Source organism: Clostridium sp. CS1-1, assembly GCF_056135525.1.
The window spans coordinates 1366605-1383686 of sequence record NZ_CM148680.1; the positions used below are offsets into that span (position 1 = coordinate 1366605).

Annotated in this window: 13 protein-coding genes, 1 pseudogene and 1 other annotated feature; of the genes and pseudogenes, 8 read left to right on the forward strand and 6 right to left on the reverse strand. The window is 32.7% G+C overall.

Annotated features, from left to right (window positions below; genetic code table 11):
* The first annotated feature begins 27 nt into the window (after positions 1 to 27).
* From AC0N0V_RS06150 to AC0N0V_RS06160, 3 genes are read left to right on the forward strand one after another with little or no spacing between them, the layout of a single operon-like run.
* Complete coding sequence (locus AC0N0V_RS06150; protein ID WP_474462738.1) at positions 28 to 840, forward strand: transporter substrate-binding domain-containing protein; 813 nt, start codon at positions 28 to 30, stop codon at positions 838 to 840.
* Between the two features lie 13 nt (positions 841 to 853).
* Positions 854 to 1525, forward strand: coding sequence for an amino acid ABC transporter permease (locus AC0N0V_RS06155; protein ID WP_474462739.1), 672 nt, complete (start codon positions 854 to 856; stop codon positions 1523 to 1525).
* 11 nt (positions 1526 to 1536) lie between these two features.
* Entirely contained in the window at positions 1537 to 2274 is a 738-nt protein-coding gene (locus tag AC0N0V_RS06160; protein WP_474462740.1) for an amino acid ABC transporter ATP-binding protein, read from the forward strand.
* Positions 2275 to 2321: 47 nt separating this feature from the next.
* On the opposite strand, the gene AC0N0V_RS06165 is transcribed toward AC0N0V_RS06160, so the two are convergent.
* The gene (locus AC0N0V_RS06165; protein ID WP_474462742.1) at positions 2322 to 2447 is read right to left on the reverse strand and encodes a hypothetical protein; all 126 of its coding nucleotides are present in this window, start codon (positions 2445 to 2447) and stop codon (positions 2322 to 2324) included.
* Between the two features lie 79 nt (positions 2448 to 2526).
* Between AC0N0V_RS06165 and AC0N0V_RS06170 the strand changes: the two genes are divergently transcribed.
* Positions 2527 to 3741: a GGDEF domain-containing protein gene (locus AC0N0V_RS06170; RefSeq protein ID WP_474462743.1), complete on the forward strand. Its 1215-nt coding sequence runs from the start codon at positions 2527 to 2529 to the stop codon at positions 3739 to 3741.
* A 209-nt stretch (positions 3742 to 3950) separates the two neighbouring features.
* On the opposite strand, the gene AC0N0V_RS06175 is transcribed toward AC0N0V_RS06170, so the two are convergent.
* The 4 genes from AC0N0V_RS06175 to AC0N0V_RS06190 form a co-directional block, all read right to left on the reverse strand.
* Positions 3951 to 4877 carry a hypothetical protein gene (locus AC0N0V_RS06175; protein WP_474462744.1) on the reverse strand — a complete coding sequence of 309 codons (927 nt, stop codon included), beginning with the start codon at positions 4875 to 4877 and terminating at the stop codon, positions 3951 to 3953.
* Positions 4878 to 5261: 384 nt separating this feature from the next.
* Positions 5262 to 5684 carry a spore coat protein gene (locus tag AC0N0V_RS06180; protein ID WP_474462745.1) on the reverse strand — a complete coding sequence of 141 codons (423 nt, stop codon included), beginning with the start codon at positions 5682 to 5684 and terminating at the stop codon, positions 5262 to 5264.
* A gap of 11 nt (positions 5685 to 5695) precedes the next feature.
* Complete coding sequence (locus tag AC0N0V_RS06185) at positions 5696 to 5995, reverse strand: hypothetical protein (protein ID WP_474462746.1); 300 nt, start codon at positions 5993 to 5995, stop codon at positions 5696 to 5698.
* 144 nt (positions 5996 to 6139) lie between these two features.
* Positions 6140 to 7459, reverse strand: coding sequence for a dicarboxylate/amino acid:cation symporter (locus tag AC0N0V_RS06190; protein WP_474462747.1), 1320 nt, complete (start codon positions 7457 to 7459; stop codon positions 6140 to 6142).
* Between the two features lie 263 nt (positions 7460 to 7722).
* Positions 7723 to 7961 (reverse strand) — a binding site (T-box leader).
* 397 nt (positions 7962 to 8358) lie between these two features.
* Here AC0N0V_RS06190 and AC0N0V_RS06195 point away from each other — a divergent pair.
* The 4 genes and pseudogenes from AC0N0V_RS06195 to AC0N0V_RS06210 all read left to right on the forward strand — a co-directional run bounded on the left by AC0N0V_RS06195 (position 8359) and on the right by AC0N0V_RS06210 (position 13788).
* Positions 8359 to 9285 (forward strand): tetratricopeptide repeat protein, encoded by a 927-nt coding sequence (locus AC0N0V_RS06195; RefSeq protein WP_474462748.1) that lies wholly within the window; start codon positions 8359 to 8361, stop codon positions 9283 to 9285.
* Between the two features lie 499 nt (positions 9286 to 9784).
* Positions 9785 to 11329 (forward strand): HD domain-containing phosphohydrolase, encoded by a 1545-nt coding sequence (locus AC0N0V_RS06200; protein ID WP_474462749.1) that lies wholly within the window; start codon positions 9785 to 9787, stop codon positions 11327 to 11329.
* A 181-nt stretch (positions 11330 to 11510) separates the two neighbouring features.
* Positions 11511 to 12866: pseudogene (locus tag AC0N0V_RS06205) on the forward strand (aminotransferase-like domain-containing protein).
* Between the two features lie 148 nt (positions 12867 to 13014).
* Entirely contained in the window at positions 13015 to 13788 is a 774-nt protein-coding gene (locus AC0N0V_RS06210; protein ID WP_474462750.1) for a PhzF family phenazine biosynthesis protein, read from the forward strand.
* Between the two features lie 1170 nt (positions 13789 to 14958).
* Here AC0N0V_RS06210 and AC0N0V_RS06215 read toward each other — a convergent pair.
* A complete protein-coding gene (locus AC0N0V_RS06215) occupies positions 14959 to 16647 on the reverse strand; it encodes a methyl-accepting chemotaxis protein (protein WP_474462751.1) in 1689 nt (562 codons plus the stop codon).
* Between the last annotated feature and the right edge of the window lie 435 nt (positions 16648 to 17082).

The window sequence follows — 17082 nt, forward strand, 5'->3', positions numbered from 1 at the left end:
GAATAACATTTTAGGAGGATATGAAACATGTTTAAAAAAACAAAAATAGCAAAAATAGTACTATCATTAGTTATGGGAGCAGTAATTTTTACTGGATGTGGAAATAAGGAAGCAGCTACAACTGCTAGCAATGACGCTGCTAAAAAGGACAAAGTTATAAAAGTAGGAACTTCAGGTGAATATTTACCATGGACATTTAAAGAAGGCGGAGAATTAAAAGGCTTTGAAATTGATGTGTGGAATGAAATAAGCAAGAGAACAGGATATAAAGTTGAATATAAGGTATCAAAGTTTAGTGGACTTTTTGGTATGTTAGATGCAGGACAAATAGATACGATAGCACATCAAATATCAAATACACCTCAAAGAGCAGAAAAATATGATTTTACTGAAACTTATGCATATAGTGGTTATAGTTTTGTAGTTAAAAAAGATAGCAGCTTTAATAAAGTAGAAGACTTAAAAGATAAGAAAATAGGAGTTGCACTAGGTGGAAATGGGGAAAAGTCTTTAAAAGATATGAATCAGCAAAAAGGACTTAACTTTAATATAGTTACATACGACACAGTTGCTGTTGAAAAAGATGCTGAGATTGGAAGAGTAGATGCCAGTTTCATGGGTACAGTAAAGGCGAAAAGTGCTATTGAAAAAGGTAATATGAATCTAAAATTAATTGATAGTCAATTTGTGTATGAAGTAAATCAATATCCATTTAAGAAGAGTGGAAATAAAGAATTAATAGCAGAAGTAAATAAAGCAATAAAAGCTATGAATGAAGATGGAACTTTAACAAAGTTATCACAAAAATGGTTTGGTTTAGATACAACTAAAAAACAATAAGGTGTGATTTAAAATGACCAATAATTTTGATTTTCACTTTTTTATAAATTTAATTCCATTAATGATAAAGTCCTTGAAGACAACTTTTGCGATATCAATACTTTCACTAGTTCTAGGATTAATGATATCAATAATCATAGCGTTAATAATACAAACAAAAGTGAAAATATTATATCCTCTAACTAAGGTTTGGGTGTCCTTCTTTAGAGGAACGCCTTTAATAGCTCAGTTATTCTTTTTATATTTTGGAATGGTTCAGATTATACCAAGCTTAAAAGGGCTAGATGCCTTTACTGCAGCTGTAATTGGTATAAGTTTTAATGCCTCTGCTTATATGTCTGAAACTTTAAGAGGAGCAATATCATCGGTAGACAAAGGTCAGATGGAAGCTTGTCTATCTGTAGGTATGACCTATATTCAGGCGATGAAAAGAATAATTCTGCCACAAGCAGCAAGAGTTGCAATTCCAGCATTATCAAATAGTTTTGTGGATATTGTAAAAGGGTCGGCTATAGCTTTTACATTAGGAGTAACCGAAATTATGGCTGTTGCTCAAAGTGAAGGGGCATCTAGTTATAGGTTTTTGGAGGCCTTTGCAGCGGTAGTTGTATTATATTGGATTATAATATCAGTTTTTGGATATTTGCAAAAAATGCTTGAGAAGAAAATGAATGAAGCTTATTAGGATGTGTTAATATGGTAAAGATTGAAAATTTACATAAGAGCTTTAATGGGGTAAATGTATTAAAGGGTATTGATTTAGATATTAAAAAAGGTGAAGTCATTGCTGTTATCGGGCCATCAGGAACAGGAAAGTCTACTTTGCTAAGGTGTATGAACTTTCTCGAGAATCCAGATAAAGGAGTAATTGAGATAGGGAATCTAAGGGTTGATGCAGAAAATGCAGCAAAAGATCAGATACATAAGCTTAGAATGAGTACGTCAATGGTGTTTCAAAGCTACAATCTCTATAAGAATAAAACAGCTTTAGAAAATATCATAGAGCCGCTTATTGTAGTAAAGAAGGTGGACAAAAAACAAGCAGAAGAAATAGGTATGAATATATTAAGGCAGGTTGGTTTAGAAGACAAGATGGATTATTATCCGTCAAAGTTATCAGGAGGACAGCAGCAGAGAGTAGGTATAGCAAGAGCCATGGCGGTTAATCCTGAAATAATGTTGTTTGACGAACCTACATCTGCACTAGATCCTGAACTTGTAGGAGAAGTGCTAGATGTAATACGAAACTTGGCAAAGCATCACACCACTATGATTATTGTAACTCACGAAATGAAATTTGCAAGAGATGCAGCGGATAGAGTTATATTTATGGATGGTGGAAAGATTGTTGAAGAGGGTACTCCCAATGAGATATTTAACAATGCTAAAAATGAAAGAACAATAAAATTCTTGAATCAGGTTGAATTGAAATAATTTATAAGGGTCAGACCCCATTCCATAAAATGGAGCGGGGTCTGACCCTATTTTATTTTATTTATTTCCTTCAATAGTTCTTTTGTATCATGATAAGCTAGGGTTATAAGAGAGAATGGTGTTATAACTATAAAAAATATAAAAATAAACTTAAGTATTGTTTGAATAATCATATAACAAATATCCCCATCAAAACTTATATACATAATTATAATATGTAAAAAATTAAAATAGTTTACAGTGATATGTGTGATGGCTACATATGTTGTGTTATCAAAAAATGGGAATTTTCCATATACTAAAAATAATAGTATAAAACCTCTAATCAGATGTTTCTTTATTGATGTGAAAGGGGCTAAACATATGGTAGGAGCAATGAAGATAATTCAGGACATGTTTGTTAATATATGTATATTAGTATCAATTATTTTTATAATAAGTCAGGTCTTTAAAAATGTAGATATTTTGGACTTGAAAACCAAATTTGTATATAGAGTTACACTTGGAATACTAGGAGGTATACTAGGGGTGGCATTAATGTTTTATGGAATTCGTGTTACGCCTTCTCTTGTTATAGATTTTCGGCATATATCGGAAGTAGTAATTGCAATATATGGAGGATTATTTTCTGTACTTGTCACTTCAATAATTTCAGCAATATTTCGCCTTTTTTATTTCGGAATATCCAACTATTCTATTATAACATCGGTGGGAATAATAATAGTTAGTGTTGGATGTGGAATAATTTCAACACTAACTATTGGTAACAAACAAAAGTGGATATATATGTTAACATACAGTGTAATTGTTAGAAGTATAATATTATCTTTACTATTAAAAGATATAAGTCTTATTAAATTAGTATTAATACTATTTTTTATTGGTACATTAGCTGTGGGAAGTTTGGTATGTTATTTGGTGGAGTATCTTGAAACTTCAAATAGAGTTTTAAAAAAGCTAAAATATGAAGCTTCAAAGGATTCTCTTACAGGGTTAAATAACGTAAGAAATTTTAACAGATTGTTAGATGAATCAATAAAAAATGCAGAGCAGAAGAATGAATCACTTTCAGTTTTACTTGTAGATATTGATTTCTTTAAAAAAGTTAACGATACTTACGGTCATCCAGCAGGGGATTCTGTTCTAAGGAATCTGGCATATATACTACTTGGAGCTTGCAGTAAATTTGATATAGTAGGAAGAATCGGGGGAGAAGAGTTTTCAGTAATACTTCCAAGATGTAATGGTAATAAGGCGATTGAGATTGCTGAACGTATTAGAGCTGTTGTGGAAAAGTATCCTTTTGTATTACCAGAAGGAAAAACAATTTATGTTACTGTTTCAATTGGTGTTGCCAGTTATCAAGGTACAACAAGAGAAACTCAAAGTATATTAAAATGTGCTGACTTAGCTTTATATAATGCAAAACATACTGGCAGGAATAAAGTATCTTTTAAAAATAAATAGCTGTTGAAGGGATTCTAAACCTTCAACAGCACCTAAGGCATCTTTAAAGAAATAACTAGTCAGTATGCTAGTCTATTTTGTATCATACTGCGTTGACAGAACCCGTTGATAGGGCGACTATCAACGGAACCTATCGCCTTGTCTGATACAAAATAGACGTCGCATCTTTGACTTGTTATTTCTTTTTAGATGCCTAGATACAAATTCATCTATCTTCTTGCACTTTCTAATGCTCTTGTAACAGCTAACTTCCAGTTGTTAACAGCTCCTGTTTGATTACTTGATATATTAACATTTGCACTTTGTTGGTTTATTATAGTGTTTGCTAAATCTCTTCTAGCAATTTCAAGAGCAGACATATTAGTTGTAGTACTAGTATTTCCGCCTATTGCTCCTTGATTAGTACCTCCCATAAGTCCATTTTGAGTTCCGTCATAAGTCCTTACATTAGGTCCCACTGGATTGTTTCCAAAAGCTTTTTCATTTGCAGCAGATGTAATTCCTCTAGTAGTTCCATCAGCTGGTAAGTTTACACTGCCAGCAGTAGTTCCACCTACAGTGCCGCCAACACCAGCACCATTGTTACCACCATAATATGGGCTTGCATTATTTGCAATTCCTCCATTAGGATGAACACTAGTATTGCCACCAACTGCAGTACCGGTAGTACCAGTTCCACCCATAGTGCCACCAGTAGTTCCACCAATATTAGTTCCAGGAACTCTATTATTTACGCCAGGAGTAGTACCTCTAGTAACTCCACTAGCTGGTGTGTTTACATTGCCAGTAGTACCTGTAGTAGTTCCACTATAATGAGTAATATCTCTTCCCTGAGCGTCCATGGATTTGAGAGCTACATCAACAATTCTTCCGCCTCTTATGGTAACTATAGCAGCTTCGTTACCAGTTGCGCCTCTGTTGTTTCCACTACCTAAATAAACGCCATCTTTATATACAGAAGTTGTATTTACATTAGATCCTATATTAGGTGCGGCTGCATTATTATAACGAATATCTTGAGACGTATTTAGTGGCGGTTGATTAGTGTTTCTATAATAAGCTGTATTTCTATTACCACAAGCACTAAGTGAACAGGTTATTAATGCTACCGCAACAAGACTTGCTACTTTTTTCATACGATGATACCTCCTGATTATTAATTTTTATATGAAACAAACTCTTCCGGTGTATGAGGTAAAAATTTCAACAAAATATCATTACTACCAGGTTGTCCATAAGTACCCGCAAATAATTCTTTTATGTTTACACTAAAATAAACTATAGTTATTGCAAGGTATGTAGTTGACAACATATGGATTTACTATATTGAAAATTTTATTTACAGGACGAGGTTTCAATATTAGATTAACCTGTAAATAAAATTTTATGCTTGAATACATGTTGCTGCTTAATTTGGCTTAGTAGTAAAAGTTTCTCAATAAAAAAACAGTAATGATATTAAATTCATTACCGCTTTTTTATTTGATTAATAGCATAAAATTTATGCTAATTTATTGCTTTCATTGTTTAGCTTGGTTTGATTGCTCTTGAGATTGTTGCTGAGATTCTTGCTGGGATTGTTGACATTGATCTGATTGCTGAGATTGCTGAGATTGCTGAGATAAATTCTGCAATTCTTGTATATCTTGTTTAATTTGTTCTTGTGGATTTGCATGGGCATTATACCATTGTTTGTTTATAGCCATATCTGATAATCTAAAATGTTCATTGATGCAATTTGTCAACTGAGAACTTAATATCTGCCTTAATTGAGGATTGGTGGTTTCAGTGACAGCCTTTGCAAGGGAAGTGATATCCCCTTTTGAGATTATCAACATATCCATGGCTATATCCTTATCGTTAAGCGCTGAATTATTATTGCTATTACCACTGCCGCTATTATTGCTATCATCAGTCCCAAGTAAATTATCTATCCAAGACATATGTACACCTCCTATTTTAAACTAGGTTGATTATTAATAAAAGTTTGCATTTGTTCGAGAGAAGTTTTTTTCGCATTTAAAGATTCCTGCATGAAGGTTTTTAGTTCTTGATCTTGAACCATTTCCATACTCGCCTTAGTTTTTTTTGCTTCAACAATTCCGCTATTAATTAATTCATGTAATTCTATAATCTCGTGGGGAGTTAATGAGTTTACATTATTTTGTTGTTGATTATTGTTATTTTGTTGTTGATTATTCTGTTGATTATTCTGTTGTTGGTTATTATTGTTACAACCATTACTATCAGCCATAAACAACACCTCCTTACTAAATTATTTTTAACCAAGTAATCAAAAATAACCATGGAAAAAAATAGATGCAAAATAAATAAAGTTTCAATTTAGAAGTTTGACTTATATTTATTACAAGCCAAACTTTTAAATTGAAACCTCATATTATGCACCTATTTTTAATTCGTTTTTTTCATAATTATTGAAAGCTTTTCTATCAAATTCTTTTTCGGAGTTTGCAACTAACAGAGATACTACTGAAGCACCTGTAACGTTTGTTGCAGTTCTAGCCATATCTATTATTGTATCAACTCCCATAAGCATTGCTATTCCTTCAATCGGAAGTCCAAGTCCTGCCATTACAACGGTTGCCATTATAGAGGCAGTTCCAGGTACCCCTGCTGTCCCTATAGAAGCTATTGTAGTAACAATAACTAGAAGAATATAGCTGGATATTGACATAGGAACATCGAATACTCTTGCTACGAATATAGCGGCAATTGCAGGATATAGCCCACCGCAGCCATTCATCCCCATTGTAGCACCCATCGGAGCTACAAAACTTGCTACTCTATTAGAAACTTTTACCTTATCAGTTAGGCATTTTATTGTTACAGGCAAGGTTCCGTAGCTGCTTCTTGTTGTAAACGCAACAACTTGAGCCTCGTAAATCTTCTTGAAAAAACTGATTGGATTTACTTTTGCTACAAAGGCTAGTAAGCTTCCATGGACTAATGCAACCTGTAAAATACAAGCTATGTAAACTGCTAAAATCATTTTTCCAAGTGGAAGAAGTGTAGCAATTCCATATTGACCAGTAACAGATGCCATTAATCCTAGAACACCATAAGGAGTTATCTCAAGTATCATGTCTGTAACTCTAAACATTATACGAGAAAATGAACTAAAGAAGTCTTTAACTGGTTTCACAACTTCAGGATTTATAGATCCCTCGATTGTTATTGCAACTGCTATGATTATTGAGAAGATTATTACAGGAATAATCTTTGCATTAGCCATATCTGAAACTGGGTTAACTGGGACCATGTCTAGTAGAACTTTTGCGAATGTAGGAATTTCTCTAGCCTTGAAACTTGCATCTTTAGCAAACTTTATGCCAGCTCCGGGATCCATTATTAGTGCTACAATAACTCCAATAATAGCTGCTATAGCTGTAGTAGATAAAAGCCAACCAAGAGTTTTACTTCCTACTTTTTTTAGTTTTTCAGTACTATCTAAAGATGTTATACTTGAAATTACAGTAGGTACAACTAGAGGTATTACAAGCATCTTAATTAAACTTACGTATATTTGCCCAATTGGTTGAACCAATTGAGTATCTTTCTTGAATAACAGTCCAATAATGATACCAAGAATCATTCCTATGAAAACTCTGTTTCCAAAGCTTACATTTTTTTTCTTTAAAAAATACAAAAATGCTAATAATAATAACGCTAAGAATAAACTTAAATAATTTGGATTCATCACTTTTCACTCCTATAAAATATATTTTTATTTATCATTGCTATATATCACTGCGCGCTAGATTTATATAGCAATTCTTGATGGATATGAACTTTTATCTCTACCTAAAATTTAATTAAACCTATTAACGAATCAACTTTATCTATATATAACTTGACAATGATAAAGTTAGAAAGTGTTAATGAAGCTTTATTATGTAAATCAGAAGGTAGTAGAAATAAGCCACAGAATAAAATAAAAAACCTTCTGCCTCTGTAATAATCTACAGAGGCAGAAGGTTATACTTCCACGGTTCCACTCTGATTAGGCATATCTAAGCCCATCTTTTAGTAGGTACAATAATACCATATCTCTATAACGGGAGAACCCGTAACAGCCTACTGTAGTTCGGCTTAATGCTCACAGGGGCACTTCAACAGTAATCTTGCATAAAGTCCTCCCACCAAATGGACTTCTCTCTGAATGATTCATACAGTTTACTTTTCCTGATCACAGCATTTAATTCATACTAGGTTTATATGTTTAATATGTGTTTATTATATATCTATATTTTACAAAAAGCAAGGTTTTTTTGTCTGGGAATTTTAAAAGAATATTTACCATTCTGGTGATACTATTGTTTAATATAAAGAATATAGAGTATAATTGTTACTATAAACAGGTTTCTAAGCATCAGATGGAGTTTTAACTCCACCTGATGCTTAGAAATCGTTATCCAGGGACGTATCCGCTCTTTACCCCCGAGGGTATTAGAGTGGGTAGTCATCGGATAAACAGAGTTCTTAGTGTCTTTGACACTTAGAAATCGTTATCCAGGGACGTACCCGCTCTTTACCCCTGAGGGTATTAGAGAGGGTAGTCATCGGACAAATAACATAATTCACTGAGGGAGTAAGGACATGACTGCTGAAAAATATAAGATAGATAATTATAAAATTATTGCTAAAAAATTTTATAGTGAAAGGCAAATTGATAAAGCACTTAATTTTTATGAAAAGGCTTATAACTTAGAAGGTGGTAATAGAGATATAGAACTATTAATTGACATGGCTTTAATTTACGACGAACAGGAGCAATGGGAAATTGCAGAAGCGAAGTATAAAGAAGTGCTAAAGCTAAATCCAAAGGATGAAAGAGCATACTATGGTCTAGCAATAATATATGATAACAAAAAACAATATGAACAAGCGATAAAGTACTATAATGAAGCAATAAAAATAAATTCTGAGTATAATAGAGCTTATTTTTTCCTTGCTGGAGCCTATGATGAGATAGGGGAGAAGAAAAAAGCCATTGAATGTTATAAAAAGGTGCTATCTATGGATGATAAGGATTTTTGGGCGTATACAAATTTAAGTGCCATATATGAAGAATTAGGTAAATATCAGTTGTCACTGGAGATGTTAGAGCATAGTTTGGAGATTGACCCTAATCATTACCTTGCACTTTTTAATATGGGAGTAGTGCTTGGAAGATTAAATAGAAGCGAAGAGGCTATTAATTTCTACAAAATGTCTATATCGGAAAATCCCAACTATTCCTATAGTTATTTAAATTTATCTGTGATTTATAAAGAAAAAAAAGATTACAGAACTGCGATAAAGATTATTAGTGCAGGAATTTATAACAATCCAGATGAAGGTTTTCTTTATTATAATAGAGCTTGTTTTTATGTACATATGGATAAATTAAAAGAAGCGATAAGGGATCTATATGAGGCTGTGAGATTATATCCTGGATTTATGAAATATATTAAAGAAGATGAGGAGTTAAACCCAGTGAAGAAAACAGAAGGGTATATGAGATTAATGGATAGGAAAAATTGAGGTATATAGATTTAATTTTAAACCATTCGCATGTGATACCTCGAGTAAATATTTAATACTTCCAATGGTATATGGTATAATATACATAGAATGTTATTAACATGTAGATTTATAAACAGAGTTCTTTAGTGTCTTTGATACTTAGAAATCGTTATCCAGGGACGTAGCCGCTCGCAACGCACTCTTGGAGAAAAGCAGATATCCCAAATCTCTGATTTGGTGATAGTCGCTTTCACACCGTGCAAGCAGATATCCCAAATCTCTGATTTGGTGATAGTCGCTTTCACACCGTGCAAGCAGATATCCCAAATCTCTGATTTGGTGATAGTCGCTTTCACACCGTGCAAGCAGATATCCCAAATCTCTGATTTGGTGATAGTCGCTTTCACACCGTGCAAGGGAGTTTTAGGGCGGCTAGTCATTGGATAAAGCTATAAATAGCAAATATATAAGTTATATCATTAAATCTATTAATTTTGATTTTTGGAAGTGGTAGAAAATGAATTTTTTAAACGCTTTATGGGTTGGTTATTTAAGAAAATATAATAGTTATTTATTTTATTCATTTATTATTTTTAGCGTAGCTATCGGAGTCAGAACTGCATTTATAACTAAAAATTTTTTTTTGCCTTTATTATTTAGTGTTTTCCTAATAATTGCAGAAAAATCAGAAAGAGTTTTAAATAAGTATGTCTCTGCTTATCTATCATTGGTTTTTTTTGTCATAGTAATATGCTATAGTCACCCTGAATATGAACATTTGACTTTAATTCTACATTTTATTCCGGTTATATATGCATACTTACTACCAGATATTCTTTCATCTAATATTTCAGGGTTTATTACAGTAGGAATACTTCATTTATATATTGGACAAGTAGCCGTTTATAGGTTGTTATATAGCTCTATTGGAATATTAACTACTTCACTAATTTTATCGATTATTTTTAGAATGCTTTATAACTTAGTTTTAGAACGTAATACGTACAAAGCTGCAAGTATAACTGATTCCTTAACCGGTTTAGTTAATTTTTCTCACATTATTAAAGTTGGACAAGAAATGATAAATAATGAACAAGATGTTGCTGTATATATAGTAGACTTAGATTATTTCAAGCAAGTTAATGATATATATGGTCATATTGTGGGAAATGAAGTAATAATTAAAGTAGCTAATACTTTAAAGGAAGCTTTAAAAAGTTATAATTGTGTGCTTGGAAGACTAGGTGGAGATGAATTTATAATACTAGTAAAGGGAGCAACTAATTTAGAGCTAAAAATTCTTATGAAGAAACTAAATAATAAGCTGAACAAGGAAACTTTTTATAAAGCTGCTGACGATAGGGTTATAAAGATATCATGTTCAATTGGAAAATCACGAAATAGAGCGAGTACTATAGATGAACTCATACATGAAGCAGATATGGACATGTATCAAAGAAAGTATGGAGCCTTCGATAAGGACATGTGTGTGAATATTGGAGAAAATTTAATAACAGAACAGGTTAAGCAGATTTTAACATCGATAAAGGAGAAAGATAAATATACTTATATTCATTCTCAATTTGTTGCTGGCTACTCGGTGAAGGTAGGCAGAGTACTAGGATTTCAGCAGAAGAAGCTTGAGGAATTATATATTGCAGGATTGCTACATGATATAGGTAAAATTTTTGTAAGTAATAGTATATTAAAAAGACCAGGAAAACTTACAGAAGAAGAGCATGAAATAGTAAAAGGACATGTAAATATAGCAGTAAATAATTTGGATATTTTGGGGTTTAAGGATTTCATAATGATTAAGGACGCTATTAAATATCATCATGAAAGATGGGATGGAAAAGGATATCCCTTTGGAGTTAAAGGGGATGAGATACCATTATGGGCTAGAATATTACAGGTAGCAGATGTATATTCAGCTGTAACAATTAAGCGAGTTCACAAAGAAAGAATATCTATGGAGGAGGCGACAGAGGAGATTAAGAGATGTAGTGGAACTCAACTTGATCCAGAACTTGTAGATGTATTTCTAAAAGTATTGGAATAGAATTTTGAAGCATTAGTATTAAATTATGAATCGCCTTATGAAGTTTATAATTCAATATGATTTACAATCAGTGCTGATAACTAAACGTTATTGCAAGTTTGAGCACTCAATTATATAATTGAGTTTAAAATATTAAGAATGGATGATGTCTATGCCTGTAAATTCTTTTGAAAATTACCCGATGAGCTGGAAGCCAAAATTGACCGAGAGTAATCAACCATTATATTTGGCCATTGCAGAGCTGTTGGAGACGGATATACAGAGAAACGTACTACTTCCGGGGACAAAATTACCACCACAGAGAGAGTTGGCTGACTACCTAGATATTAATGTAAGTACTGTTAAAAGAGCGTTTAAGGTTTGTGAAGATAAAGGTCTGCTTAGCGGAAGAGTTGGCAGTGGGACATTTGTAGCATATGGTGCATTGTCGAATACTTATCTTGCCCCTAATTATGATGCACCACGGTTGATCGAAATGGGTTCAGTCTTTCCTGAGACTACATCACATGAAGAAACAAACATTTTGATTAAGAAAATTCTTGCTGAACCAAATTTAGGTAACCTATTCCAATATGGCAGCCCAGAAGGAGTTTTGTGGCAAAAAGAAGCGGCTCTCAAACTCATCATTAATGCAGGATATGAGACAACGGCAGAACACCTTCTGCCAGCAAGTGGAGGTCAAAATGCTATTGCAGCAATCTTAGCAGGACTTTTCAAAACAGGAGACCGAATTGGAACAGACCCGCTCACTTATCCGGGTTTCATAACGGCTGCTAAAATGTTAGGCATCCAGTTGGTACCTATTCGTCAAGAAAACAATGAAATGAGTAAAGAAGGATTGATTTACGCCTGGAAAAATGAAAAAATTAAAGGCATATACATTATGCCGGATTATCAAAATCCAACAACACATACAATGTCAAAGGTGTGTAGAAAAATGATTGCAGATATTTCAAAGCAACTAAATCTTATTGTAATAGAGGATGGCATTCACAGTTTGTTAAACGAGCATCCACAAAAGGCAGTTGCAAACTATGCGCCAGAATAGACTATATATATTGCTAGTTTTTCGAAAACGGTAGCTCCGGGACTTCGTCTTGCTTATGTGGTGACACCTGAAAAATATAAAAGTGCTTTGTCAAATGCTTTATATAATATAAATCTTACATTGTCTCCATTTCTTGTTGAGCTGGCATCCCGTATGATAGCCTCAAGGGAGGCAGAAAGACTAATTGAAACACATCGAAAATTGAATAAACAGCGTAATAAGTTAACCAATAGATACCTTACCGGATACACCTTGCTTGGCTCTGATGAATGTATTTTCAGATGGCTCCTACTACCGGAGGCATTTACTGGTGAGCAATTTGAAAAATTAGCTTATAATGCTGGGGTAAGTATTTATGCATCGGAACGTTTTGCAGTCGGAAATATAAAACCACCCAGTGCAGTAAGGTTAGCTGTTACAGCTCCATCTAGCGATGAAGAATTGAAAAAGGCACTTAAAATTCTAAAAGGAATATTAACAAATCTATGATTATAGCTTACACAGAAAACAAAATTGAGTTGCACACAATTATATTATTGAGTGCAACTCTTTTCTTTGTTAACATATAATCAGATGTTTACCATGTGAAGTGTAAGCTATTGTTTATGTTAGAAAATTAGAGGAGGGAAATTAAATTATGAGACAATATGTAGTGGATGCCTTTACTGACAAAATATTTGGTGGAAATCCGGCAGCAGTTTGTGTGATGGAAAAATGGCTTGATGATGAAACTATGTTAAAGATTACTATGGAAAATAATTTATCTGAGACTGCCTTTGCAGTAAAGGAAGGTGAAAATTACAAGCTTAGATGGTTTACTCCTGGAGGTGAAATAGACCTTTGCGGGCATGCGACTTTGGCTACAGCATATATAATAACAACATTTGTAGAACCAAGTTTAAAAGAGATTAGTTTCGAAACTTTAAGTGGCATTTTGACAGTCAATAAAAATGATGAACTTTTAGAAATGGACTTTCCAGCATATGAACTAAAAAAAGTGGAAGTAACTGATGCTATGGCTCAGGCAATTGGTGTACGTCCCGATGAGGCATGGATGGCTAGAGACCTCCTTTGCGTATTAGAAAATGAAGAAGATGTTCGTAGTATGAATCCTAATATGGAAAAAGTTAAGGAACTGGATGGTCTGCTTTTGAATGTTACAGCAAAAGGAAAAAACTTTGACTGTGTATCACGTTCATTTGCTCCTAAACTTAATGTGCCGGAGGACCCGGTTTGCGGATCAGGCCACTGCCATATAGTTCCCTTTTGGGCAAACAAGATAGGAAAGAACAATATTATTGCATATCAGGCTTCAAGAAGAGGTGGAACCTTGTATTGCAAAGTTGAGGGCAACCGCATTAAAATGAGCGGAAAAGTAGCACTGTATTCTATTTCAGACATCAATTTATGATATGATTTTTATGTAAAGCTAGGTATCGCATAATAGTGTCAAATCAAATCCACACCATATTTTATTATTACTTAGTATGGATGACATAAGCATAAAAAAGTATTACACAATATTCTTTAAGTGTGACTTAATCTAACTTTAGTACTCTGTTTTAAGGTTAGATTCACAGTGTTGCATCAGCCTTCACTTCGAGAACAGAATCTAATACTAACTCACTTTTAAAGACTCAAATTTTTTTCAATGTTTTATTGCAGAAAACTGTGAAAAAAATTTGAGAGTCTTTAAGTTCGTTAGTATAAGATTCTGTAACTCTTGCTCAAAGCTGATTCCACACTATAAACCTAACCTTAAAACAGTTCTAAATTTTAGTTTTTGCTCTAACTGTTTTGAATTATATTTCCAATCTTAGAGTCATGCTAATGACTCATGCCGCAGGCTTCAAAAGCATATATCTTTTATACAATTATGATATAACACAGTATAGAAAAACAGTATCCGTAAGGATTTAAATATAATATAAGTAAGATACTCAGAGAGAACTTATAAATAGAAATTTCCTATGATATAGTACTAAATGAAAATATATTAGAGTGCTAACGCACTGAGTTATTGTTTGAATTTAGATAGCTTGTTTTTATATTAATTTGCAAGGCCAATACCATTTTTATGCTCTCGCATAATGGATTAGGGAAGGAAAATTAAAAGATTCAATTAATAGAGAAATTTATGTAACCAGTGTATCAGGCTATATGTAGTATGAAGGTCATATTTGATTTGCCATGTAAGTGGAACTTAAAAGAACGTTAGAATAATAATTTGAATTTTGGTCTGTTTGAATAGTAGGTTTATAGTGTGGAGTCAGTTTCGAACAAAGGATTACAGAATCTTATGCTAATGAACTTAAAAGCTCTCAATATTTTTCACAGTTTTCTGCAAGAAAACATTGAAAAATATTGGAGCTTTTAAAGGTTTATTAGTATTAGATTCTGTTCCTGAAGAGAGGGCTGATGTAACACTATAAGCCTACTATTCAAACAGTTTTCTAACTTGTGATTAAGTCGCACTATCCTTTAAATGTTCATGTATCGCTAATTTACAATTGATGAAGAATTTAAGAATGAGACGACACATTTTAAGGAAAAGTGACTTAAAATGTGTCGTCTCTTTTTACTATAACTTAAATCCACTTACCTGATTCATCATTTCTGTTGTCATTTTACTCAGCTGCTCTGCTGATGATGCAACCTCTGAGGAGGAGGTGTTCATTTCTTCAGAAGAAGCAGAAATTTCTTCTGCTGAGGCAGAAACTTCTTCCGATATAGCTGAAGTTTCTCCTATCTTTTGAATAATTAAATTCTTGTCATTAGTTATACTTAAAGCAGAGTCGTTAATATTTTGTATTTGGGGTATTATAACGTCAATGGCGTTAATAATTTTTTTAAATGAATCTATAGTGATGTTTATGATATTAGTCTGGTTACTTAATTCACTATTCATTACACTTGTACTATTTAGGATTGCATCGGAGTTATCTGAAATACCTTTAATAAGTTCATTTATATTTTGTGATGAAGCCTTACTTTGCTCTGCAAGTTTTCTTATTTCATCAGCTACTACTGAAAAACCTCTGCCTGCCTCTCCAGCTCTTGCAGCTTCAATTGCGGCATTTAATGCCAGTAAATTAGTTTGATCAGAAATACTATTTATAAAGTTTGTGATTTCATTAATCTTATTTATATCTTTACCTAGCTCTGAAATCTTAGTAACGAACTCCTTAAAGACTAAGCTTATTTCATTTACAGATTGAATTAAAATATTCATGCTATTATTACTTTCATTAGCCATGGAACCAATGTTTTTAGAGCCTACACCTACTTTTTCAATTGCTTGAACAATCAATTCTAATTTATCACTAAACTTATTTATTGTACTAGTGATATTTATTAGTTCTTCAGATTGAGAACTGGTTCCTCTTGCAACTTCTTGAATTGCAGCAACTACATTTTCAGATGAAGATGCCATCTCCTCAGATATTGAAGAGAGGTTTTCAGAGTGAGAATCTATATTTTTAGACTTTTCATCAATAGCTTTGAGCATAATTGAAATATTCTCAACAGTTTTTGCAAGTGACTTTTTCATTATTCCAAATTCATTTTTACTTTCAGTATCAATCTTTACTGTGAAATCACCTTGAGATACTGTTTCTAGATTTTCAATCATTTCCTTGGAGGATTTTTTAATCATTTCAAATATAAAGTAACTCATTATTGAAGATATAATAATTGATAATATAAATACAACTAGCATAAGTCTTACACTGTTAGAGTAAATTGCATCGCTTTCTTTATTTGACTTATCTGCCACATTTTCATTGTAATCCCTTAACTGGATAAGTATAGTTTCAATCTTGTCACCTATTTCAACAAACGGCTTGTACTCATCTTCAGATAACTTTTCACCCTTGCTTAATTTTATATTAGCCTGTTCCCAATACTTTAAATATTGAGAGTATAGCTCTTTAAATTGGCTAAGATTTTGTAATTCTTCGGGGTATAATTTTGCGTTTTCAAATTCTTTTATTCCTTTTTTCATGTCTGCATCATATTCCTTTATTTTAGTATCAATGCTTGGATCATATTTTAAAAGGGCTTTATTAAACTGAATTCTTATATTTAGAAAGTTTCCTCTGACTCTTGCAATTCTAGCAATAGGTATAAGATTATTATTATATATTGAGTCCATATTATTATTTATTGTTCTCATGTTCCAGAAACCTTCTAAACCTATAGTTAGTAAAAAAATTATTGATATAAAGTTAATTAAGAAAACCGTGGTGACTATTTTTATGTTTTTAAACATCTAACCATCCCTTTCCAATGTATAGTTTAGCCTAATAAACAGAATTCTTAGTGTAGTTAACACTTATAAATAGTTATCCAGAGACGTAGCCGTCTGTCATGTACCCTTAGAATGCAAGTAGAATGTCCAAATTTCTGATTTGGTGAAAATTGATTTCACAAAGTGAGTGAGAGTATCAGAGCGGGGAGTCAGTGAATAAAAGTTATTCGGCTGTCTTTAAAAGTAACACTTAACCTTTCAACTACGCTATTAATATGTATATTAACTAATAAAAGACATAGAAAAGGTAAGATTTAAGCATGGTTTGTAACATCGTTTAATTAATTGTAACTGATAACACTAGATTTTTCAACTGAAAAGGCGATAAATCCCCGAACTGGAGTGGCTAAATATACATTAAGTATGCGGACGATAAAGCTTTCTCTAGTATAGAGT